Genomic DNA, 20,446 nt, shown 5'->3' with positions numbered 1-20,446 from the left:
GAGCTACGGCTATATGATCATGGCCGTCGGCATGGCGTTCTTCTTCATCAACGTCATCTGGTCGCTGGCCGCCGGCAAGAAGGCTCCGGCCAATCCCTGGGGCGAAGGCGCGACGACCTTGGAATGGACCCTGTCCTCGCCACCGCCCTTCCACCAGTTCGAAACGCTGCCGAAGGTCGACTGAGGCGAAACGGGACGCGATCACCGTCACCCCCGCTTTCAGGCTGGGGTGACGGCAAGGTGAATGCTATGACGACCCACGTGCTGGAGCAAAGCCGGGCCATGACCGCCGACTGGCGGGACTTCGTCGCGCTGACGAAGCCGCGCGTGATGACGCTTGTCGTCTTCACGGGCCTTTGTGGCCTGCTGGCGGCGCCCACCGGCATCCATCCCGTCCTCGCCTTCACCGCCATCCTGTGCATCGCGCTCGGCGCGGGCGCGGCGGCGGCGCTCAACCAATGGTATGAAGCGGACATCGACGCGCTGATGAAGCGCACGGCGAAGCGTCCGCTGCCTGCCGGCCGCATGGATCGTCAGACGGCGCTTCATTTCGGCGTCGGCCTCGGCGTCTTCTCGGTGCTGCTGATGGGCGTCGCCACCAACTGGCTGGCCGCCGCCGTGCTGGCCGTCTCGATCCTGTTCTACGTTCTCGTCTACACCGTCTGGCTGAAGCGCCGGACGCCGCAGAACATCGTCATCGGCGGCGCCGCCGGCGCCTTCCCGCCGGTGATCGGCTGGGCGGCGGTGACGGGCGACGTGACGTTGCTGCCGCTCCTCCTCTTCACGCTCATCTTCCTGTGGACCCCGCCGCATTTCTGGGCGCTGTCGATGTTCGTCCGGTCCGATTATGCCAATGCCGGCGTGCCGATGCTGCCGGTCGTGTCGGGGCCGAAGGTCACGCGGCAGCAGATCGCGCTCTACACCCTGCCGATGGCCGCCGCCGCGGTCGCGCCCTGGCCGCTCGGCCTTGCCGGCGCTTTGTACGGTGTCGCCGCTGCGGTCCTCAGTCTTGCCTTCATCGCCATCTCGATCCGGGTGCTCGCCCACCACGCCCCCGAGCCTTCGGGCATGAAGCCGGAGAAGCGCCTGTTCGCCTTTTCCATCCTCTATCTCTTCGCCGTTTTCGGCGCGCTCGTCCTCGATCGATGGCTGCTGGCATGACCGAGCCCGACGACAAAGAGTTCCGCGCCCGCCAGAAGAGTCGCGCAACCCTGATGGCCTGGCTGCTCGGCGCCTTCGTCATCCTGATGTTCGCGATCACCATCGCCAAGATGACGGTGAACCAGTGACGACGCTGGCCCAAAAGAACGGCCGCACCGCCGCCATCGCCGCTTTGATCGTCGTCGCCATGGTCGGCCTCGCCTTCGCCAGCGTGCCGCTCTACCGCATCTTCTGCCAGGTGACGGGTTTCGCCGGCACCACCCAGCGGGCGGAGGCGGCCGAGCTACCCGCCGAGCCCGTCGGCAAGATCATCTCGGTCCGCTTCGACGCGAACACCAATTCGGCGCTGCCCTGGAAATTCGAGCCGGAGGAACACACGCAGCGCGTGGCCATCGGCGCGCGCGACATGGCTTTCTACAACGCGAAGAACCTGTCGGATAAGGCGGTCACCGGCACGGCGACCTTCAACGTCACACCCGCCCAGGCGGGACAGTATTTCACCAAGATCCAGTGCTTCTGCTTCACCGAGCAGACGCTGAAGCCGGGCGAGGAAGTGCGGATGCCGGTTGTCTTCTATGTCGACCCCGCGATCCTCGACGATCCGAATGCCAAGGATATCAGCGAGATCACCTTGAGCTATACATTTTACCCCGTGGACGAGGCGGGGAGCCAGAGTTAGAGAACCCCCGTTCCCCGGCGGAAGGGAACCCATCAAAGTACTACTTTGATGGGACCCAAAGCCGGGGCCCAGCCACAAAGACTGGATACCGGCTTTCGCTGGTAAACAAGAAACAGGACGAGACGAGACATGGCCGGAGCCAAGACCCACGATTTCCACATTCTGCCGCCGAGCATCTGGCCGTTCATCGGCAGCTTCTCCGCGCTCGCCATGGCGTCGGGCGGAGTCATGTGGATGCACGAGAATCCGTCGGGCACCTATGTCTTCTTCGCCGGCCTGCTCGGCGTCCTCTTCACGATGTTCAGCTGGTGGGCCGACGTGATCCGCGAGGCGCATGCCGGCGATCACACGCCCGTGGTGCAGCTCCACCTGCGCTACGGGATGATCCTATTCATCGCGTCCGAGGTCATGTTCTTCGTCGCCTGGTTCTGGGCCTATTTCAATGCGGCGCTCTTCCCGCCGGCGGTGGAATCGGTCGGCGGCGTCTGGCCGCCCGAAGGGATGGCGGTCCTCGATCCGTTCGGCTGGCCGCTCCTCAACACGCTCATCCTGCTCTGCTCGGGCACGACCATCACCTGGGCGCACCACGCCCTCATCCACGGCGATCGCGAGGGGCTCAAGAAGGGCCTGTGGGCGACGATCGGGCTGGGCCTGCTGTTCAGCTTCATCCAGGCCTATGAATATGCCCACGCGCCGTTCGGCTTCACCGACAACATCTATACGTCGACCTTCTTCATGGCCACGGGCTTCCACGGCTTCCACGTCATCGTCGGCACCGTCTTCCTGACCGTGTGCCTGATCCGAAGCTACAAGGGCCACTTCCAGCCCCGGCACCATTTCGGCTTCGAGGCGGCCGCCTGGTACTGGCATTTCGTCGACGTGGTGTGGCTGTTCCTGTTCCTCGCCATCTACGTCTGGGGCGGCTGGGGCGCTGAATATCACTGAGATTCCCCTTCCGTTCGCGGGAGGGGATCGAGGGGAGGGCCTGTCCAGGCCGAATCCGTGAACATGAAAACCCCTCCCCCTGCCCCTCCCGCAAGCGGGAGGGGAGTTGTCGAAGCGGCTCTCAAAGGACTTTGCCCCCGCTGTGGCGAGAAGTCGCTCTTCCAGGGCTTCGTCACGTTCGCCCCCAAATGCCGCGCCTGTAGCCTCGACTTCTCGGCCTTCAATGTCGGTGATGGCCCCGCCGCCCTCCTTATCCTGGTCGTGGGCGCGCTCATCACGGGCCTCGCCATCACCCTGGAGCTATCGGCCGAACCGCCCTTCTGGCTTCATCTGCTGCTCTGGCCCGTCGTCACATTGGCCGCCGTGCTTGGTTCGCTGCGCCTCGCCAAGGCGGCGCTCCTCGTGCTCGAATATCGGCACAAGGCCCGCGAAGGCCGGATCAGCGACTGATGCGCCTGCCGATCCTTCCCACGCTCGTCGTCGCCGCCGCGGTCGCGGTCATGATCGGCCTCGGCTTCTGGCAGCTGGAGCGAAAGGAATGGAAAGAGGCGCTGATCGCCGAAGCTCACGGTAGCCTTCGGCCGAAGGCTTATGACTGCGCCATCGATGCGGCGCCAGAGGTGCGCGCCGGTCGCAGCCGCGCGGGCGAGAGCGGCTATCGCTACATTGTCCCCTGCAATCGTTCGCTTAGAATCGATGTCGGCTGGTCGAAGCGGCCCAATGCATTGCGTCGCGTCGTACTGAGCGGGCGCGTCGAGGCGATCGCCGAAATCGGTAACGACCGGCTGCTCGTCGCGATGGAACCCGTATCTTCGCTCGCGCCCAGCGGCCTGCCGTCCGCCGAGGGCATTCCGAACAACCACCTCTTCTACGCCTTCCAGTGGTTCTTCTTCGCCGCCGCCGCGACGGTGATCTACGCACTCGCGCTCATGCGAAGGGGCGGGGCCAAGGTTGCCCCACCCGACCACTCATCCTAAGTCCGCCCGCATATGATGCAGCTCACTCTTCTGCCCAGCGGGCTCAAGGTCGCCAGCCGCGAGATGCCGGGCCTCGAGACGGCGGCGGTCGGGCTCTATGCCGATACGGGCTCTCGCTTTGAGCCGGCGCGGCTGAACGGGCTCGCCCATCTCTACGAGCATATGGTGTTCAAGGGCGCTGGCGGCCGCTCCGCCCGCGAGATCAGCGAGACGATCGAGGACGTGGGCGGCGACCTCAACGCTGCGACCGATCGCGACAATACCAGCTTCATGGCGACCGTGATGGCCGAACATGTGCCGCTGGGCGTCGAGCTCATCGCCGACATGATCCTCCGCCCGCATTTCGATCCTCGGGAGCTGGAGCGGGAAAAGGACGTCGTCCTCCAGGAACTGGGCGAGGCGCGCGACACGCCCGGCGACATCATCTTCGACGACCTCCAGTCCGCCGCCTTCGCCAACCAGCCGCTCGGCCGCTCCATCTTGGGCGACGAAGCGAGCATTGCCGCCATCACCGTCGAAGATCTCCATGGCTGGCGGAGTGGCCAGTATCGGGCCGGCGGCCTGGCCCTGGTCGCGGCTGGCAAGGTCAATCACGCCGAACTGGTGGCTTTGGCCGAACGACACTTCGTCACGCTTCCGGGCGGTGGGATCGAGGAAGCGCAAGACGCCCGCTTCACCGGCGGCGATCGTGTCGGCCGTGCGTCCAGCGATCAGGCGCATCTCGCGCTTGGCTTCGCGGGCCCGGCGCAATTGGACGAGGAGTATTATGCCGCCCGCCTGTTCGCCGACGCGATCGGCGGCGGCGCCTCCTCGCGCCTGTTCCAGCGGCTGCGCGAGGATCGGGGCCTCGCTTACTCCGTCTATGCGAGCCTCATGCCGTGGCGCGACATGGGCCTCCTCGCCATCTATGCCGCTACCGCCCGCCGCCAGTCGGTGGCGGCCGCCAAACTGATCGAGGAAATCATCGCCGAGGCCGCGCACGACATCACGCCACGCGAGATGGACCGCGTCCGCACCCAGGCCAAGGCCGGCCTGCTCATGTCCCTGGAATCGAGCTGGGGCCAGGCCGGCTATGTCGCCCGAATGCTCTCGCTCCACGGCCGCCTCGTCGAACCGTCGGAAGTGATCGCCGACCTCGACGCCGTCACAGTCGATGAGGTCCGCGCCGCCGGCTCGAAGATGCTGAACGGCCCGCGCGCCCGCGCCACCATTGGCGTCCCCGCCGCCCGCGCCGCGTGACCCTCTCCACCCTCATCGCCGAGCCGTGGGGCCATTACGGCCTGATGGACTCGGGCCACGGCCGCAAGCTCGAACGGTACGGTCCCTACAGCTTCATCCGCCCCGAGCCGCAGGCGATGTGGGCGCCGGCGCTGGAAAGCTGGGACGCCGACGGCGAGTTCATTCCCGGCGCGGACGAGGAAGGCGGCGGCCGCTGGCAGTTCACGCGGCCTGTGCCGCGCGAGGGTTGGGAGATGGAATGGAACGATGTCCGCTTCCGCGCCCAATGCACCCCGTTCCGCCACCTCGCCTTCTTCCCCGACATGGCGCCGCAATGGACGTGGATGCGCGACCGGCTGGGGGCGGAAAGTCAAGCGCTCAACCTGTTTGGCTATACCGGCGTCGGCACGCTGGCGCTGTCGGCGACGGGCGCCAGCCTCGTGCATGTCGACGCCTCCAAGAAGTCCGTCGAAGCGGGCAAGGAGAATGCCAGGCTCTCCGGTATGGCCGAGCGCCCGATCCGCTGGATCGTCGACGACGCCGCCAAGTTCACCGCCCGCGAAGTTCGCCGCGGCCGCCGCTATGACGGCATCATCCTCGATCCCCCCAAATATGGCCGCGGCCCCGGCGGCGAGGTGTGGAAGCTGGAGGAGGGGCTCCCCGGCCTCATCGCCGATTGCGCCAGGCTGCTCGACGCCGACAGCGGCTTCCTCGTCCTCACTGTCTACGCGGTCCGCATGTCCGCCCTCGCCATCGGCGAGCTGCTCGAACAGGCGACCGCGGACCTCGGCGGCACGGTGGAGATGGGCGACATGGCCGTCCGCGAGGAAGCGCGCGGCCTCCTCCTCCCCACCGCCATCTTCGCACGCTGGTCGCGCTAGGGAGCGCGACGTGGCGCTTCAACAAGGTGTCGAACGCATCCTATCTCGGCGACTTCCTCATCAGCTCGGAATTCACCCATGCGAGCGCCTGGCTGAGTGGCCGCGGTTTGCGCCATGGATAAGCGAACCGCCGGCGCGGGTCGGCTAGTCCCGCGCCGCCCTGAAGGCCGTTCCGGCGACAAAAGGCGCGGCGGCGACAAGCAGCAGAGATACGGCTCCGAGCAATTTCAGAGCGCCCGCGCCGCCGCTACGCTCGATCAGGCCCGCGCCGAAGATCAGGATCGGCACTGCCAGCGGCAGCATCAGCAGACCCGCCAGCGCACCCGTGCCGCGCAGGCCCGCCGTCAATGCGGCCACCATCAACGTCAGCGCCGCCAGGCCCGGCGTCCCGATCAGCAGCCCCAGCTCCAGCCGGGCGAACACGTCCCGTGGCAGCTTCATCAGCGCCGCCGCCGGGATCGCCGCCAGCATCAGCGGCGGCCCGAAGCTCAGCCAATGCCCGGCGAGCTTGGCGATAGCGACGGCTTCGTCGCTCATCCCGCGCGCCGCTAGCTGATCGAGCACGCCCGATGTCCGGTCCGGCTCGACCAGCCGCTCCACCGGCAGCAGCGCCGAAAGCAAAGCCGCCATCCACAACGCGCCGCCGCCGGTCCGCGCCAGCAACGGCCCGTCCGGCCCCACCGCGAAAGGGAAGAGGGTCGCCACCAGCAGGAAGAAGACGAGCGGAAGCAGCGCGTGGCCACCCGTCGCGGCCAGCCTCAGCTCGCGAAGGACAAGCGCGGTCATCCGAGCGCCAGCCTTTGCGCCCCGTCCAGCGCCAGCGGTTGGTGCGAGGCGGCGATGACGGCGCCGCCGCTGGCACGATGCGCAATCATCGCCGCCATGAGCTGCTCCGCGCCTTCGGTGTCGAGTCCGTTGATCGGCTCGTCGAGCAGCCACAGCGGCGAGCCGCTCGCCACTACCCGCGCCAGCACGGCGCGCTTCCTCTGACCCGTCGACAGCATCCGAACAGGGACTGACGCGAGAGGGGCGATGCCCATCGCCTCCATCCCGGTCGCCGCGGTCGCGCCGTCCAGCCGCGCCCAGAAGCCGAGCGCCTGGGCCAGCGTCAGCCGTTCATCCAGCGCCGCCCGCTCGTCGGCGAGCGCGGCTTCGGCACGCTCGACAAGGCCCGACGCGGCACGGAGAAGTCCGGCCACGACCCTCAAAAGGCTCGATTTGCCGACACCGTTGGGTCCGGTGACGATCGCGGCGCCGCCCGGCTGCAGCACGAGGTCCAGCCCCTCGAACAGGAGCCGCCCGCCGCGAAAACAGGCCAGCTTTTCCAGCCGGAGCAGCGGCGTGTCGGTCACCCGGCGGCGTCCTCGATCGCGTGCATGTCCGCGTCGGACAGGCCGAAATGATGGCCGACCTCATGGACGATGACATGGGTCACCAGGGCTTCCAGGCTGACCCCCGTCTCCGCCCATTCGTTGAGCAGCGGTCGGCGATAGAGATGAATCATCGCCGGCAATTCGCCCGACAGCATCGACGATTGCTCGCCGATCGGGCGGCCGGTGTAGAGGCCGGTCAGGTCGAATGCGTTGTCGATGCCGAGTTCCCGCAGCACATCCTCCTCGGCGAACTCCTCGATCCGGAATACGACGCCGGCGAGGTGGCGCCGAAACGGCTCGGGCAGCCGCTGGACCGACTCGTCCGCCAACCGCTCGAACGTAGCCGCGTCGGGCGCATAGGTTTGACCCTCGCTCACGAACAAGCGACATAAAGGGCAAGCGGGCGGGACGCCAGTAAGGGAGACGAGGATGCCCAAGCTAGACACAGCCGGGCGCGAGGCGGCGCTCAAGGAGTTGAGCGATTGGACTTTCGATGCGGAGCGTGACGCTATCAAGCGCAGCTTCAAGTTCCGCGATTTCAATGAGGCGTTCGGCTTCATGACCCGGGTCGCCCTTGCCGCCGAAAGCGCCAACCACCATCCCGACTGGTCCAATGTCTGGAACCGGGTCGACATCGTCCTCACCACCCACGACGCCGGCGGTCTCACCCGCCGCGACGTCGATCTCGCCAAGACGATCGAGACGCTGGCGCCCTAGCTTGCCCTCGGTCGCGGAGGTCACTAGAGGGCGTGGCTTCCAGGACATGCGGAGCGGTGGCCGAGTGGTCGAAGGCGCTCGCCTGGAAAGTGAGTATACGGCAAAACCGTATCGTGGGTTCGAATCCCACCCGCTCCGCCAGACCCCTTTCCGTAGGGGTCCGTAGAAGTCCACCGAGATTGACGTTTTCCCTCTGAAATCTGACGCTTAGCAGGGCAGGTCGTCCACAGCGGTCCGCTCGCCTCCGATTTTGGCGTGGGTCTGTTTCGTGGTCCCGGCAATGGAAAAACGTGGTCCTGGAGGATTGATGCTAAGCGATGCAAAAATTTGAGCGGCCAGGCCGCGAGACTAGGCCTACAAGCTCACCGACGCAAAGCGCTTGTTCCTGTTCGTCAGCACGAGCGGAAGCAAACTTTGGCGTCAAGACTACGGCGCCAAGCCGCCTGTACTGGGCCGAGCGGCCAGCCATGCGCGTCGTACAGGCACTCCATTGGCTGCACGATGCCGGTGGGGATACCGACCCGGCCGTTGCCAAGCGCCTACGCAGCATCTTCGCCGATCCCGATCATGGCGCCGCCATCGTCGATGATCTTGCCGCCGACCTGCTGACCCTTCCGTTCTGGATGCAGCAGATTCTGCGCGAGACGATGCCGGGCGAGCCGCCGACCGCCGTGCGAAAGACCCGGGCATGACGATGAACGCCGCCTACGCGTAGGTCCTGGCCGCCGATCCCGCCGACCGGCAGGATCTGTTTGTCGCAGCCGGGCAGAGGCTGGGCACCGCACCCCAGAATATCGAAAAGGATTGCTGGGTCTGCTGGACACTCGACGCGCTGTTCAACGGTCCGGCTTCCCACGGCCCGCGCTTCCTGTTCAAGGGCGGGACCTCGCTGTCCAAGGGGTTTGGCCTCATCGAGCGCTTCTCCGAAGACATCGACATCACGGTCTTCCGGGAAGACATTGGCGAGGAGGCCAGCGTCGAGGCGCTCGAAGCGATGTCCGGCAAGAAGCGCCAAGCCAAGCTCGACGCCATCAAGGCGGCGTGTCAGGCCTTTATCGGCGGCGATCTGCTCGCCCAGCTGTCGATGACGCTCGCCGACGCGATCACGGCCGCCGGACAAGAGCCAGGACAGCCGCGAGTGGAACTCGATGCCGATGACGAGAGCCGGCAGAGCCTCCTGCTCTGGTATCCGAGCGTCACCGAAGCCCAGCGGACCCAGGCGGCGTTGTTGACATGGCCAAGCTCGTCAATGTCCTCAGACCGGGCTGTGATCCTCTGTTCGAAGACCTTCATTCGCCTATCTGCGTCACGATGAAGGCATAACCCTCTGCCACTTCGCGCAGGCTGTCCCAGCGGCCGGATTTACCGCCATGGCCGGCGCCCATGTTGATCTTGAGGAGCAGGAGGTTGTCGTCGGTCTTGGTGGCGCGGAGCCTAGCGGCCCATTTGGCCGGTTCCCAATAGGTAACGCGCGGGTCGTTGAGGCCGCCGGTGATCAGCATCGACGGATAATCCTGCGGCTTCACATTGTCATAGGGGCTGTAGGAGCGGATGAGGTCGAAGGCGGCCTTGTCGAGGATGGGATTGCCCCATTCGGGCCATTCGCCGGGCGTCAGCGGCAGGGTATCGTCGAGCATGGTGGCGAGCACGTCGACGAAGGGCACGTCGGCGACGACCGCGCCCCAGAGGTGCGGGTCGGAATTGGCGACGACGCCCATCAGCTTTCCGCCCGCCGATCCGCCCTGGATGGCGATGCGGCCGGGAGACGCGAAGCCCTCGGCGATCATCCCCTCCGCGGCGTCGACGAAATCGTTGAACGTGTTGGTGCGCTTCTTGAGCTTGCCCTCCAGGAACCAGCCATAGCCCAGATCGTCGCCGCCCCGGATATGGGCGATGGCGCAGGCGAAGCCGCGGTCGATCAGGCTGAGCCGTGCGGTCGAGAAGCTCGGCGGGATGGCGTGGCCATAGGCGCCATAGGCGTAAAGGTAGAGCTTGCCCTCGCCGTCCTTGTGGAAGCCCTTTTTGTAGACCACCGAAACGGGCACGAGCTTGCCGTCCCGCGTGGGCAGCATCAGCCGCTCCGTCTCGTAGAGCGATTTGTCATAGCCCGACGGAATTTCCTGGACCTTCAGCGTCTCCAGCCGGTCCTCGGCCGGTTGATAATCATAGACGGTGACGGGCGTCACCATCGAGGTATAGCCGATCCGGTAGGCGGCGGGCGCGAACTCCGGATTGCTCCCCAGCGAGGCGGTGTAGCTCGCTTCCGGGAAAGCGATGCGATGCTCCTCGCCGGAGTAACGGCGCAGGCGAATCTGGTCGAGGCCGTGGACCCGCTCCTCGATGATGAGATGCCCGCGAAACGGCGTCACGCCGCGCATGTAAACCGTCTCGGAGCCGGGGATCACCGTCTTCCATTCGCCGGGACTCGCCGGATCGGCCTCGGCTAGGCGGAAGTTGATATGCTCGTCGTTCGCCAGCACCCAGAGCTTCCCGTGCGCCGCGTCGACCGAATAGATGATATCCGGCCGCCGCCGGGAAACCAGGGTCAGCGGCGCGGTCGGATCGTCGGCGGAAACGAAGCGGACCTCGGTCGAGCTGTTGTCGCCGGTGGCGATGATGACGAGGCTGCGGTCGTGGCTCTTGCCGACCCCGACCGAGAAGCCCTTTTCCTCCGTCTCTTCATAGAGCGTAACATCGCGGTCCAGCGGCTCGCCCAAGCGGTGAAACCGGGCGCGGTAGCTGCGCCAGTTCTCGTTGACCTCGGTGAAGACGATGCCCCGTGAATTCGCGCTCCAGACGGGGCTGCCGATCCCCACTTCGGTCACCGTTTCGGCATCGTCGCCGGTTTCGAGGTCGCGGATGCGGAGCTTGTATCGCTCCGAGCCGTCATCATCGACCATGGTCGCGGCATAGCGGCCGTCGGGGCTGATCTCGATCGCGCCGAGGCGGAAATAGTCCTTCCCCCCGGCCTCGGCCGGCTCGTCGAAGATGAGCCGATCAACGCCGCCGGAGACGCCCTTGCGATACCATTTGCGATATTGGGCGCCTTGCTCGAACGCCCACCAGTAGAGCCAGTCGCCGTCCTTCACCGGCACCGAGCGGTCGTCCTCCTTGATGCGCCCCTTCATCTCCTGGAACAGCGTCTCGACCAGCTCCGCGTGCGGCGCCATCATCGCCTCGAAATAGGCGTTCTCGGCCTTCAGGTAGTCGAGCACCTCCGGGTCATCGACCTTCGGATAGCTCTGGTCCCGCATCCAGTGATACGGGTCTTCGATCGTCACCCCGTGATGCTCGTAGCTATAGGGGCGCTGGGCGGCGACGGGCGGGGCTGGGTTGCGGGTCATGCTCTCTCTTCCGGCGCGCGGCCTGCTGGTTTATTGGGCCCCACATAGTTGCCTTCGGAGAATTTGCCATGTCGACCCACGAAGCCCGCCTCGCTGCCCTCCGCGAACAGTTGAAGGCGGACCGCCTGGACGGCTTCGTTGTGCCGCTGACCGACGAGCATATGAGCGAATATGTCGGCAGCTACGCCCAGCGCCTCGCCTGGCTGACCGGATTCCAGGGCTCGGCCGGATCGGCGGTGGTGCTGCCCGAAGAGGCGGCGATCTTCACTGACGGCCGTTACACGCTGCAGGTGCGCGATCAGGTCGACGGTAAGCACTGGTCCTACCAGTCCGTGCCGGAAACCAGCATCGCCGACTGGCTGAAGGAACACGCACCGGAGGGCGGGCGCATCGGCTACGATCCCTGGCTCCACACCCGGGACTGGGTGAAGAAGGCGCGCGAGGCCCTGGCCGACAAGGGCGCCGAACTGGTCGCGGTCGGCCGCAACCCGATCGACGTGGTCTGGGAAGGGCAGCCGGAGCCTTCGCCCGCGCGGCTGGTCGTCCATCCCGAGGAACTGGCAGGGAAATCTTCGGCCGCCAAGCGGCAGGAAATGGCCGACTGGCTGAAGGAGCAGAAGGCCGACGCGGCGGTCCTCTCCGCCCTCGATTCGATCGCCTGGACCTTCAATGTGCGCGGAAAGGACGTCGACCATACGCCGGTCGCCTTGTCCTTCGCCCTTGTCCATGACGATGGCACCGCCGACCTCTTCGTCGCCTCGGAAAAGCTTGGCCAGGATGTCCGCCAGCATCTCGGCAACGGCGTCCGCATCCATGAGCGGCGGGATTTCCAGCCCCATCTCAAATCGATGAAGGGCAAGACCGTCGCCGCCGACCCCGAGCGCGCGGTCGCCGCCATTTTCGAGGCGCTGAAGGAAGCGGGCGCCAGGGTGCTCCAGAAGCGTGACCCGGCCGTGCTCCCCAAGGCGATGAAGAACGAAGCCGAGATCGCCGGCCACCGCGCCGCCCAGGCCCGCGACGGCGCGGCGCTGGTGCGCTTCCTTCATTGGCTTTCAGTGGAGGCGCCGAAGGGGGGCATCGACGAGTTGTCCGCCGCCGCCAAGCTGCTCGATTTCCGAAAGCAGGGCGGTGATCTGCGCGACATCAGCTTCGACACGATTTCCGGCGCCGGGCCCAACGGCGCCGTCGTCCACTACCGCGTGACGGAGGAAACCAACCGCCCGCTGGAGATGAACTCTCTCTATCTGGTCGATTCGGGCGGCCAGTATCCGGACGGCACCACCGACGTCACCCGCACCGTCGCCATCGGCGAGCCGACCGCCGAGATGCGCGACCGCTTCACCCTCGTTCTGAAGGGCCATATCGCGCTCGACAGGGCCCGCTTTCCTAAGGGCACGCGCGGCACCCAGCTCGACGCTCTGGCGCGGCAATTCCTCTGGCAGGCGGGGCTCGATTACGCCCACGGCACCGGCCACGGCGTCGGCGCCTATCTCGCCGTTCACGAAGGCCCGCAGCGTATCTCACCAGCCGGGAGCAGCCAGCCCGGAGGCGACGAACCGCTACGCCCCGGCATGATCTGCTCGAACGAGCCCGGCTATTACAAGGCCGGCGAATACGGCATCCGCATCGAAAACCTAGTGCTGGTGAAGGAAGTAGACGTTCCCGGCGCCGAAAAGCCGATGCTCGGCTTCGAAACCCTCACCTTCGCGCCGATCGATCGGAGCCTGATCGACACCGCGCTGCTGACCGACGTGGAGCGCGGCTGGGTCGACGATTATCACGAACAGGTGATGCGGATCGTCGGGCCGCTGGTCGAAGGCGAAACGCTGGAGTGGCTGAAGGACCGGTGCCGGCCGCTTTAGCAGCCGGACGCCCATGTTCGTCATCCCGGACTTGATCCAGGATCCAGGAACACCGGCGGTGTCGGATTAGCTCATTTGTCCGGTGACCTTGGGTTCCGGCTTTCGCCGGAATGACGGTCGTCGGGCATTTCCCCCCGCGCCTGGGCCTTTCGGCGCCGCAGATTCTGCCGCAGCGCCTCGGCCAGCCGCTTCGCCCGTTCCTCGTCGCCCTTGCTCATGGGTCGGAATTAGGCCCTCAAGCCCGCTTGCCGCAAGCCGCCTTGACATTACATTGCTTGCCCGGCCATAGCGCCGCCCGTCCCTCCGACATCGTCGCGGTCCGGGCCATGCTGCCGTAGCTCAGTGGTAGAGCGCATCCTTGGTAAGGCTGAGGTCGTGAGTTCAATCCTCACCGGCAGCACCACTCTTTCAGTGACTTAGCGCGATTTTCCCGCGTTCGCAAAAGCGAGCCTTTTGCGTCGGATAATAACGGGACAATAACGACGATTGGTTCGATTAGCGCCGATGTCGTGAAAAGGATGGTTGGGGAATCAGGTGCGCGCGCCCGCCTCTTGGGAATCCTGGGGACGTTAGGGACGATAGACATTGCGGGCCTGCAGCATCGAACGCAGCCCAAGTCAGTCGCAACGCGATCAATCCTCCAAATCACTTCCTCGAACCGAGATAGCATAATGCGTTCGGCCATCGAGCAAGCTAGACCACTTCTGGAGGAGAGGGTCTAACACCAATCTCAATGGAGCGGCGAGGGCTTTGCGAACTCGTTTCCGCACATATCCAGGCTGGTGAGAGGTTCCGACAGAATAAGAAATATCGCTTATCGATGACGATATCGAAACCTCCAGTTGCCGCTCATGCCCCTCATATTTTCCGCGAGGGTGCGCCCACATCGCGTCCAGCAACTCAAGCATCGGCTTCTTTAGAGGGCGGAAGTCCATCGCCGGCCTTCCCAGTGGCTCTCTCTGTTCGTGATCAGGGTCGTGGAACACGAATGCGTCCAGCCTGAGGCCCGACGTCTTGGGCTGCATCCGCTCCGCCCACAGGAGTGATGCTTTCGCGATACGCTCAACCTCCGGCACCAGGCGCGCGGGAACCCCATGAAACCTCCCTCGACTCTTATCCACATACCTCATGCCACCGATGCAATGCATCTCTAGGTGCGTGTAAATATCCACATCCACGGACGGCGTGCCCCGCCGATCGATGGTAACGTGAGTTAAGCGCGAGCGCCGTTCCTCACGAGCGACAAACGGGCCGATAGTTCTGTCCAGCGCAGCATCGAACCGCGGAGCTAACAGGCCGCTGATCAGCGATCGCGAAGCAAGGTAATTCTCGATATTTGAAACATCCGCCCGAACCCGAGCAGCAATCTTCTCAACCTCCCATCCGTTCGTCCATAGGTGCTCGGCGAGCATGGCGGCCTCAGTCGCCAAAGTGACGGGTGCGTCGGTATCATCAAGCGCAGGCCAAGGTCGAATGGCCTTCGGTGGCGGCACCACTGCTAGGTCTTGGTCAGCTTCGGGTTTAAGCTCAGCCCTCCTGATTTCTGGGTCGAAAGGCACCTCCGCTTCCCGCTCCGCGTCGAAGGCGTAAACTTGCCGATAGGGGGTCCCGAGAATGGTGAGATCGTGCATCGCGTGCAGGCTGATCTTGTTGGAGACCTTCTTTAGAGAGCGCAGAAGAGACGTGCTGGACCACATTAAGCGCTCCATGAACTCGATGTGCTTTGCGCGCTCGGGCAATTCCGCGCGCTCAAGCGCCTTCAGTTCCTCGGCTGCGCACTTTCGCTTCGCAACTTCGACCACAATGTCGATGTCCCCCGCGAGATCGTCATCCTGCCCCGTCAAAACACTGCCAAAGAGGTAGATAACGACGATCCGCCTGGAACGTTGTGGGTCGCGATTTAGGCGACGGGCTTCGGCCACCACGTCTTCTACAACTTCGCGGCCCACTTTCACCGGAAACCGTTTGATTAAGCGCGTGGCGCCAAGGCGATGTGCCTTGGCAGCAGTGGTCCACCAATCGACACCATCGTGGTTCTCGCCGAAGCTGACCCACCCCTCCTCAGCGAGGCGGCGAAGTTTGTGGCTGGCTGCGGGCTCGCCAAGGCCTCCTATGCGCATGAGGCGCAGCGTATCGAAGGTCTCCGGCTTAAAAACCTTCTTGAGGAGTGCGGGACGGATGCCGCAGATTAGATCATTCTCGATCTTCACGAATGCCGGCTTGAGAAGACCATCGGACGAGGATCATTGTGTCGCCGTGTTTGGACCAAGGAGCATTCGCCATACCTAGCCGAGATTCGATGCAGAGACCAACAAGGCGCACCATTCCCCTCGTGAGTGGGTGAGTCGTCAGCGCCGCATAAAGTTATCCCGCCGCGACTTCCGCCCCAATTTGGAGTAGCTACTCCCGCCGCAATATCGTCCTCGTCCACGTCGATTGCCGAGCAGGCTGCCGAATCTGGTCGCCATATTCCGTCACAGAAGTTGGCGGCGGCGGCGAGGCGGTAGACCGAAACTGGCGCATCCTAGTCACGCGCGAGCCAAGGCGAGACGCCGAAACGGCTATTGCTAAGACCGTAAGGAGCGCCGCTATCATTGCGACGCCTACGATATTGTAGGCGTGAGGGAAGGCGGGCAGTAAAACCCAGAGCCAAACCTCCGTCAGAAAGTGGTACGCGACGGCGGCGACTGCGAAAAGAGCGATCCCCCGCATGTCGTGAGATTGAGACAGAGCGCAACGCAAATCAACCCGCGAGAAGCGTTGTCTCGGCAGGTAACGCGCTAGCGGATTATTCGGCGCGCGCTAATATCTCATCCTCATCGACCCAGCCCTGAGCATCCGGCAAAGATCATAGGGCGAAGGGATGCGCGGCCAATTTCCAGCGACCGAGCGAGAGCCCGTTCCTCCACCTCGCTCATCTTCCGACTCTTGCCCGCCTCGATTTGGTCCAGGCGCTCGACCGCAATGCCGGTATCGCGGCGGAGGTCCGTTATCTCCAGCCCGCGAAACTCCCGCCAGACCCGTAGCGCGCTTTCGCCAATGAATAGGCGCTCGCATTGATCGGCAGGACTTCGAGGACACTCGCGCCCGCATCCGCTTTCCTGAAGGCATCCCCAACCTGCAGCCGCGGGATGACATCAGACTGACCCTCGCAACGAATTCGTAAGCCACCCTGCTAATAGAGGCTTTAGGCTGCAATTTTCGACGATGGCAAATCAGCGCAAATTGACGCAAAGAAAGGCTTCGTCCTTGGTAAGGCTGAGGTAGTGAGTTCAATCCTCACCGGCAGCACCACTCTTTCAGTGACATAGCCTGCGCGGACAGCGCAGAGGCGGCACGCTCCGATGCCCTATCGCTCAGGGGGCGTCCATTCGGCGGGCGGCACGTCGCGGCGACGCAGCCGGAGCGCGAGCCCGAGGGCGGTACCCACGCCGATGGCGACAGTCAGGTCCGAAAAAACCGTCAGAAACATGGTGAGCAGCAGCAGGACACGATCGGACGGTCGGCCAGCCATGCGTTCGCGCCACTTGTGCGGCTCGCTCATGTGCCAGGCGGTCATCATGAGAAGGCCGGCCAGCGCCGGCAGCGCGAGATAGCCGGCCAGCGGCGCGGCCAGCATCATTACCGCGAGGATGGTCAGCGCGTGGACCAAGCCTGCGACAGGAGTCTTGCCCCCGGCCCGAATATTGGTCGCGGTGCGGGCGATCGCGCCCGTTGCGGGCAGCCCGCCGAACAGGGAGGAGCCGATGTTCGCGGCGCCCTGCGCCAAAAGCTCGGCGTTCGACCTATGGCTGCCGCCGATCATGCGATCGGCGACCAGCGCGGACAGCAGGGATTCGACTCCGGCCAGGAAAGCGATCACGAAGGCCGACGGCAGCAGCTCCAACAGCCGGGCGACCGTGATTTCCGGTATGGCGGGTATCGGCAATCGATCGGGCAGCGCTCCGAAGCGAGCGCCGATCGTGTCTATCGGAAAGGCGAGCAGGATAGTCGCCGCCGACGTGACCCCTACCGCGATGATCAGGCCCGGCAATCGGGGCGCGAACCGTCGCAAGCCGACGATCAGGAGGATCGTCGCCAGCCCGATCGCCAGGGCGGATGGAGTGAAAGAGTCTCGCAGCGCCCACAATGCCGGAAGCTTTTCAATGAAGTCGGCGGGAACCGACGCGGCTTCGAGCCCGAGCAGGTCCTGGAGCTGGCTGGTGGCAATAATCACGGCGATACCGACGGTAAACCCGTCGATCACGGCTTCGGGAATATGCGAGATGAGGGTGCCGATCTTCAAAAAACCGGCGATCAGCAGGATGAAGCCGGCCATGAACGTCGCGACGACCAGGCCGTCGTAGCCATATTGAGCGATCACGCCATAGACGACGACGATGAACGCGCCCGTCGGGCCGCCTATCTGCACCCGGCTACCGCCGAACAGGGATATCAGGAATCCCGCGACGATGGCGGTGAAGATGCCCTTTTCGGGCTCGGCGCCGGACGCGATGGCGATGGCGATGCAAAGGGGCAGCGCCACCATCGCCACCGTTGCGCCCGCCAACATGTCCGCCAGAAACGCCCGCCATGAATAGGTGGCGAGGGTGGTAAGGATTTTCGGCTTCACGAGGCGACGCTAAAAGGTGGTCCGGCTTGCCGCAAGCGATCGATCACAGGGGTTTTATCGATCCAGGAACGGCGAGTCGCCATTGGAGTCTGGTTCAAAGCCCGACCGACCGATTCCGATTCTTATTGCTTCATCCTTTGGGCATGTTCCTCCGCCTGCCGCAGCAGCCGAAGCACATTGCCGCTCCAGATCTTCTCTATGTCGGCGTCGCTATAGCCGGCCTCGCGCAGGTGGGCGGTGATGCGGGGGAGGGCGGTTATGTCCTCGATCCCCGGAAGGCCGCCGCCGCCGTCCCAGTCGGCGCCGAGGCCGACATGGTCGACGCCCATCACCTCGATAGAGTGGAGAAGGCTCTTCATGTACATGTCGAAATCGGCCTCGTTGCTGCGCTGCCGGGCGTCGAGCGCCGCCTTGTCGGCGACGAGCTGGCGCCGCTCGGCGGGCGTCAGCTCAAGCCATCTTTCCTGCCGGTCCTCGATCGCCGAGCGCTCGTCGGAGTCGCCCGCGCCCAGAAAAAGGCTGTTGACCTGCATGACGCCGCCGGATGCCGCGAGCTTGCGCATCAGGTCGTCGGGAATGTTGCGGGAATGATCGTAAAGCGCCCTCGGCCCGGAATGGGAGAGGATGACCGGCGTCGCCGAAAGCTCGATCAGCTGCTCCAGCGCCGCGTCCGACGAGTGGCTGCCGTCAATCACTATGCCGAGCCGGTTCATCTCCTTCACCCACTCTTTCCCGAGCGGGCTGAGGCCGTTCCAGCGCGGCGTGTCGGTCGTGCTGTCGGCGAACTGGTTGTTCTTCGAATGGACCGGCCCCGCCATCCGCACGCCGAATTTGTAGAAGGTCTCGAGCAGCGACAGGTCCTCGCCCAGCGGATAACTGTTCTCGATGCTCTGATAGGCGATGCGCTTGCCCGCCTCGTGCAGCCGCTCCGCGTCGGCCGCCGTGGTGGCGAGCGCGATCTCGTCGCTGTTCGCCGCCATCACGCGCTGGATCGCCATCGCCCGCAGCAGCGCGGCCTCGCGGGCGCTTGCATAGCCCTCCGGCGTCAGCTCGCCCTGCGGCGTGTAGACGACGAAGAAGCCGCCATCGAGCCCGCCCGCCGCCATGCGGGGCAAGTCGACCTGCGTCTGGTCCCAGGCATATTCGTGCCACTCGTCGAACTTCCAGCCGGGCCGCTCGAACAGCATCGGCGTGTCGAGATGGGTGTCGAGCACGATCATCTGCTCATGGATCAGCCGGTCGAGCGGGCTCACCGCCTCATGGGCGGACGCGGGAACGGCGAGCAGGAGCGGAAGGGAGAAGACAAGGCCGGGACGCATCGGATACTCCTGTTGTAACGGCTCCAGCATGAAAGCCTCGCCGCGATAAGGCAAGGCGCGCGAGGGGTCTTGGGAGGTTCGATGGATTGGCAGCTTATCGGCACGGCGACGGCGGCGAGCGCGGCGGCGGGCCTCGCGACGGCTGCGGGCGCGCTGCCCGTGCTGGCGATCCCGGGAATCTCACGCCGGCTGGAAACCATCTTCCTGGGATTCTCGGCGGGCGTCATGCTCGCCGCCTCCTTCTTTTCGCTGATACTGCCGGGCCTGGAGGCGGCGGAGTCAAGCGGCCACAGTTCCGCGGCCGCGGCCTTCATCATCGCCGGCGCGATCCTGATCGGCGCGCTGACGCTCCAGCTCGTCAATCATTACGTCCCGCACGAACATTTCCTCATCGGCCGCAATCCGACGGCGGCGGCGACGCGTCTCGCGCGGATCTGGCTGTTCGTCATAGCGATCACGCTTCACAATTTCCCGGAAGGGCTGGCGGTGGGCGTCAGCTTCGGCGGGAACGACATGGCCAATGGCGCCGCGACCGCGCTCGGCATCGGCATCCAGAATGTCCCGGAAGGGCTTGCGGTGGCGGTGTCGCTCGCCTCGGTCGGCTATGGTCGGCTGTTCAGCTTCGTCGCCGCCTTCATGACGGGGCTGGTGGAGCCGGTCGGCGGCTTTCTCGGCATCTCGGCCGTGACCGCCTCGTCGGCGCTCCTCCCCTGGGGCCTCGGCTTCGCCGCCGGCGCGATGATCTGGGTGGTGAGCTCGGAGATCATCCCGGAAACCCACCGCGAAGGGCGCCAGAACGCCGCCACGACCGCGCTAATGGCGGGGCTGGTACTGATGCTCTGCCTCGATTGGTCGCTCGGCTGACCTTCAGCCTTCCCAGTGCCGCATGAAATCGCGCAGCGCCCGCGCATCGTGGAGGGCGTTGTGCGGGATTCGGCTGGTGACCGAGACGCTGAAGCCGGGGCTGCTGACAAGCTCGAAGCGAAGGCTGCCTACCGGCGCCATCTCGCCCTCGCCGGTGACGAGCAGGGCGCAGAAAAGCGCGATGTCGTCGGGCCAGTCGGCGACGATGACCGGTTCGGTCTCCCGCGCCAGGTACGTCGCGATCTCGGCCGCGGCGGAGAGGCGGGAAACGGGTTCGGCATGGTGTCCCGGCGGCACCGAGCCGAGATAGGGGACGACATTACGCTCGACCCAGGGATGGATCTCGTCCGGCAACGGCAGGACGGCATAATATTCCTGATCGCCATGCTCGGGCACGAGGGCCAGGCTGATGAGCTCGCCGCCGAAGCCGTTATATTCGGTGTCCAGGAAGTAACGCATGCCGTTGGCGGCTATTCGCCGATGATGGCGCTGTC

At 65.0% G+C, this 20,446-nt stretch carries 21 protein-coding genes, 2 tRNA genes and 1 pseudogene; 16 read left to right on the top strand and 8 right to left on the bottom strand.

Annotation, left to right across the window (positions count from 1 at the left end; translation table 11 throughout):
- The 9 genes and pseudogenes from VIR62_RS11350 to VIR62_RS11310 form a co-directional block, all read left to right on the top strand.
- A pseudogene (locus tag VIR62_RS11350) lies at positions 1-184 on the top strand (cytochrome c oxidase subunit I); the annotation flags it as partial.
- A gap of 65 nt (positions 185-249) precedes the next feature.
- The gene (locus tag VIR62_RS11345; RefSeq protein WP_431871349.1) at positions 250-1,161 is read left to right on the top strand and encodes a heme o synthase; all 912 of its coding nucleotides are present in this window, start codon (positions 250-252) and stop codon (positions 1,159-1,161) included.
- Positions 1,158-1,289, top strand: a complete 132-nt coding sequence (locus VIR62_RS11340) for a hypothetical protein (RefSeq protein WP_431871348.1) — start codon at positions 1,158-1,160, stop codon at positions 1,287-1,289. The genes VIR62_RS11345 and VIR62_RS11340 overlap by 4 nt, the downstream gene beginning before the upstream one ends.
- Positions 1,286-1,840: a cytochrome c oxidase assembly protein gene (locus VIR62_RS11335; RefSeq protein ID WP_431871347.1), complete on the top strand. Its 555-nt coding sequence runs from the start codon at positions 1,286-1,288 to the stop codon at positions 1,838-1,840. Before VIR62_RS11340 ends, VIR62_RS11335 begins: the two co-directional genes overlap by 4 nt.
- A 129-nt stretch (positions 1,841-1,969) precedes the next feature.
- On the top strand, positions 1,970-2,785 hold the full coding sequence (locus tag VIR62_RS11330) for a cytochrome c oxidase subunit 3 (RefSeq protein ID WP_431871345.1): 816 nt from the start codon (positions 1,970-1,972) through the stop codon (positions 2,783-2,785).
- Between the two features lie 63 nt (positions 2,786-2,848).
- On the top strand, positions 2,849-3,235 hold the full coding sequence (locus VIR62_RS11325; protein WP_431871354.1) for a DUF983 domain-containing protein: 387 nt from the start codon (positions 2,849-2,851) through the stop codon (positions 3,233-3,235).
- A complete protein-coding gene (locus VIR62_RS11320) occupies positions 3,235-3,762 on the top strand; it encodes an SURF1 family cytochrome oxidase biogenesis protein (protein ID WP_431871344.1) in 528 nt (175 codons plus the stop codon). Before VIR62_RS11325 ends, VIR62_RS11320 begins: the two co-directional genes overlap by 1 nt.
- A gap of 12 nt (positions 3,763-3,774) precedes the next feature.
- A complete protein-coding gene (locus VIR62_RS11315; RefSeq protein WP_431871342.1) occupies positions 3,775-5,001 on the top strand; it encodes a M16 family metallopeptidase in 1,227 nt (408 codons plus the stop codon).
- Positions 4,998-5,861 (top strand): class I SAM-dependent methyltransferase, encoded by an 864-nt coding sequence (locus tag VIR62_RS11310; protein ID WP_431871340.1) that lies wholly within the window; start codon positions 4,998-5,000, stop codon positions 5,859-5,861. Before VIR62_RS11315 ends, VIR62_RS11310 begins: the two co-directional genes overlap by 4 nt.
- A 144-nt stretch (positions 5,862-6,005) precedes the next feature.
- Here the strand turns inward: VIR62_RS11310 and VIR62_RS11305 are convergent, their stop codons facing one another.
- Genes VIR62_RS11305 through VIR62_RS11295 form a run of 3 tightly spaced genes read right to left on the bottom strand, consistent with a single transcriptional unit; the run spans position 6,006 to position 7,611 of the window.
- Entirely contained in the window at positions 6,006-6,647 is a 642-nt protein-coding gene (locus VIR62_RS11305) for a heme exporter protein CcmB (protein WP_431871338.1), read from the bottom strand.
- The gene (ccmA, locus tag VIR62_RS11300) at positions 6,644-7,213 is read right to left on the bottom strand and encodes a heme ABC exporter ATP-binding protein CcmA (RefSeq protein ID WP_431871337.1); all 570 of its coding nucleotides are present in this window, start codon (positions 7,211-7,213) and stop codon (positions 6,644-6,646) included. Before ccmA ends, VIR62_RS11305 begins: the two co-directional genes overlap by 4 nt.
- Positions 7,210-7,611 carry a metallopeptidase family protein gene (locus tag VIR62_RS11295; protein WP_431871335.1) on the bottom strand — a complete coding sequence of 134 codons (402 nt, stop codon included), beginning with the start codon at positions 7,609-7,611 and terminating at the stop codon, positions 7,210-7,212. The genes ccmA and VIR62_RS11295 overlap by 4 nt, the downstream gene beginning before the upstream one ends.
- 52 nt (positions 7,612-7,663) lie before the next feature.
- On the opposite strand from VIR62_RS11295, the gene VIR62_RS11290 reads away from it, so the two are divergent.
- The 4 genes from VIR62_RS11290 (at position 7,664) to VIR62_RS11275 (ending at position 9,266) form a co-directional block, all read left to right on the top strand.
- The gene (locus tag VIR62_RS11290; RefSeq protein ID WP_431871334.1) at positions 7,664-7,951 is read left to right on the top strand and encodes a 4a-hydroxytetrahydrobiopterin dehydratase; all 288 of its coding nucleotides are present in this window, start codon (positions 7,664-7,666) and stop codon (positions 7,949-7,951) included.
- A 50-nt stretch (positions 7,952-8,001) separates the two neighbouring features.
- Positions 8,002-8,092 (top strand) — tRNA-Ser (locus VIR62_RS11285).
- A 326-nt stretch (positions 8,093-8,418) separates the two neighbouring features.
- Entirely contained in the window at positions 8,419-8,643 is a 225-nt protein-coding gene (locus VIR62_RS11280) for a hypothetical protein (RefSeq protein WP_431871332.1), read from the top strand.
- Between the two features lie 26 nt (positions 8,644-8,669).
- Positions 8,670-9,266, top strand: coding sequence for a nucleotidyl transferase AbiEii/AbiGii toxin family protein (locus VIR62_RS11275; RefSeq protein ID WP_431871352.1), 597 nt, complete (start codon positions 8,670-8,672; stop codon positions 9,264-9,266).
- Here the strand turns inward: VIR62_RS11275 and VIR62_RS11270 are convergent.
- Entirely contained in the window at positions 9,241-11,295 is a 2,055-nt protein-coding gene (locus tag VIR62_RS11270) for a S9 family peptidase (RefSeq protein WP_431871330.1), read from the bottom strand. The genes VIR62_RS11275 and VIR62_RS11270 overlap by 26 nt on opposite strands.
- Positions 11,296-11,363: 68 nt before the next feature.
- Between VIR62_RS11270 and VIR62_RS11265 the strand changes: the two genes are divergently transcribed.
- Together VIR62_RS11265 and VIR62_RS11260 are read left to right on the top strand one after the other, a co-directional pair.
- Positions 11,364-13,157, top strand: a complete 1,794-nt coding sequence (locus tag VIR62_RS11265) for an aminopeptidase P family protein (protein ID WP_431871328.1) — start codon at positions 11,364-11,366, stop codon at positions 13,155-13,157.
- 328 nt (positions 13,158-13,485) lie between these two features.
- Positions 13,486-13,560 (top strand) — tRNA-Thr (locus tag VIR62_RS11260).
- Between the two features lie 229 nt (positions 13,561-13,789).
- Here the strand turns inward: VIR62_RS11260 and VIR62_RS11255 are convergent.
- The 3 genes from VIR62_RS11255 to VIR62_RS11245 all read right to left on the bottom strand — a co-directional run bounded on the left by VIR62_RS11255 (position 13,790) and on the right by VIR62_RS11245 (position 19,088).
- A complete protein-coding gene (locus VIR62_RS11255) occupies positions 13,790-15,367 on the bottom strand; it encodes a nucleotidyltransferase domain-containing protein (protein ID WP_431871326.1) in 1,578 nt (525 codons plus the stop codon).
- 1,139 nt (positions 15,368-16,506) lie between these two features.
- Complete coding sequence (locus VIR62_RS11250) at positions 16,507-17,769, bottom strand: SulP family inorganic anion transporter (protein ID WP_431871324.1); 1,263 nt, start codon at positions 17,767-17,769, stop codon at positions 16,507-16,509.
- 122 nt (positions 17,770-17,891) lie between these two features.
- On the bottom strand, positions 17,892-19,088 hold the full coding sequence (locus tag VIR62_RS11245) for a dipeptidase (protein WP_431871323.1): 1,197 nt from the start codon (positions 19,086-19,088) through the stop codon (positions 17,892-17,894).
- Positions 19,089-19,169: 81 nt separating this feature from the next.
- Here VIR62_RS11245 and VIR62_RS11240 point away from each other — a divergent pair, with 81 nt between their 5' ends.
- Entirely contained in the window at positions 19,170-19,952 is a 783-nt protein-coding gene (locus VIR62_RS11240) for a ZIP family metal transporter (protein ID WP_431871321.1), read from the top strand.
- 3 nt (positions 19,953-19,955) lie between these two features.
- Here VIR62_RS11240 and VIR62_RS11235 read toward each other — a convergent pair whose 3' ends face one another.
- Positions 19,956-20,411 (bottom strand): hypothetical protein, encoded by a 456-nt coding sequence (locus VIR62_RS11235; RefSeq protein ID WP_431871319.1) that lies wholly within the window; start codon positions 20,409-20,411, stop codon positions 19,956-19,958.
- Positions 20,412-20,446 lie beyond the last annotated feature (35 nt).

Source organism: Allosphingosinicella sp., from assembly GCF_036570505.1.
Taxonomy (GTDB): Bacteria; Pseudomonadota; Alphaproteobacteria; order Sphingomonadales; family Sphingomonadaceae; genus Allosphingosinicella.
This window is presented reverse-complemented; position numbering and strand designations above follow the sequence as displayed.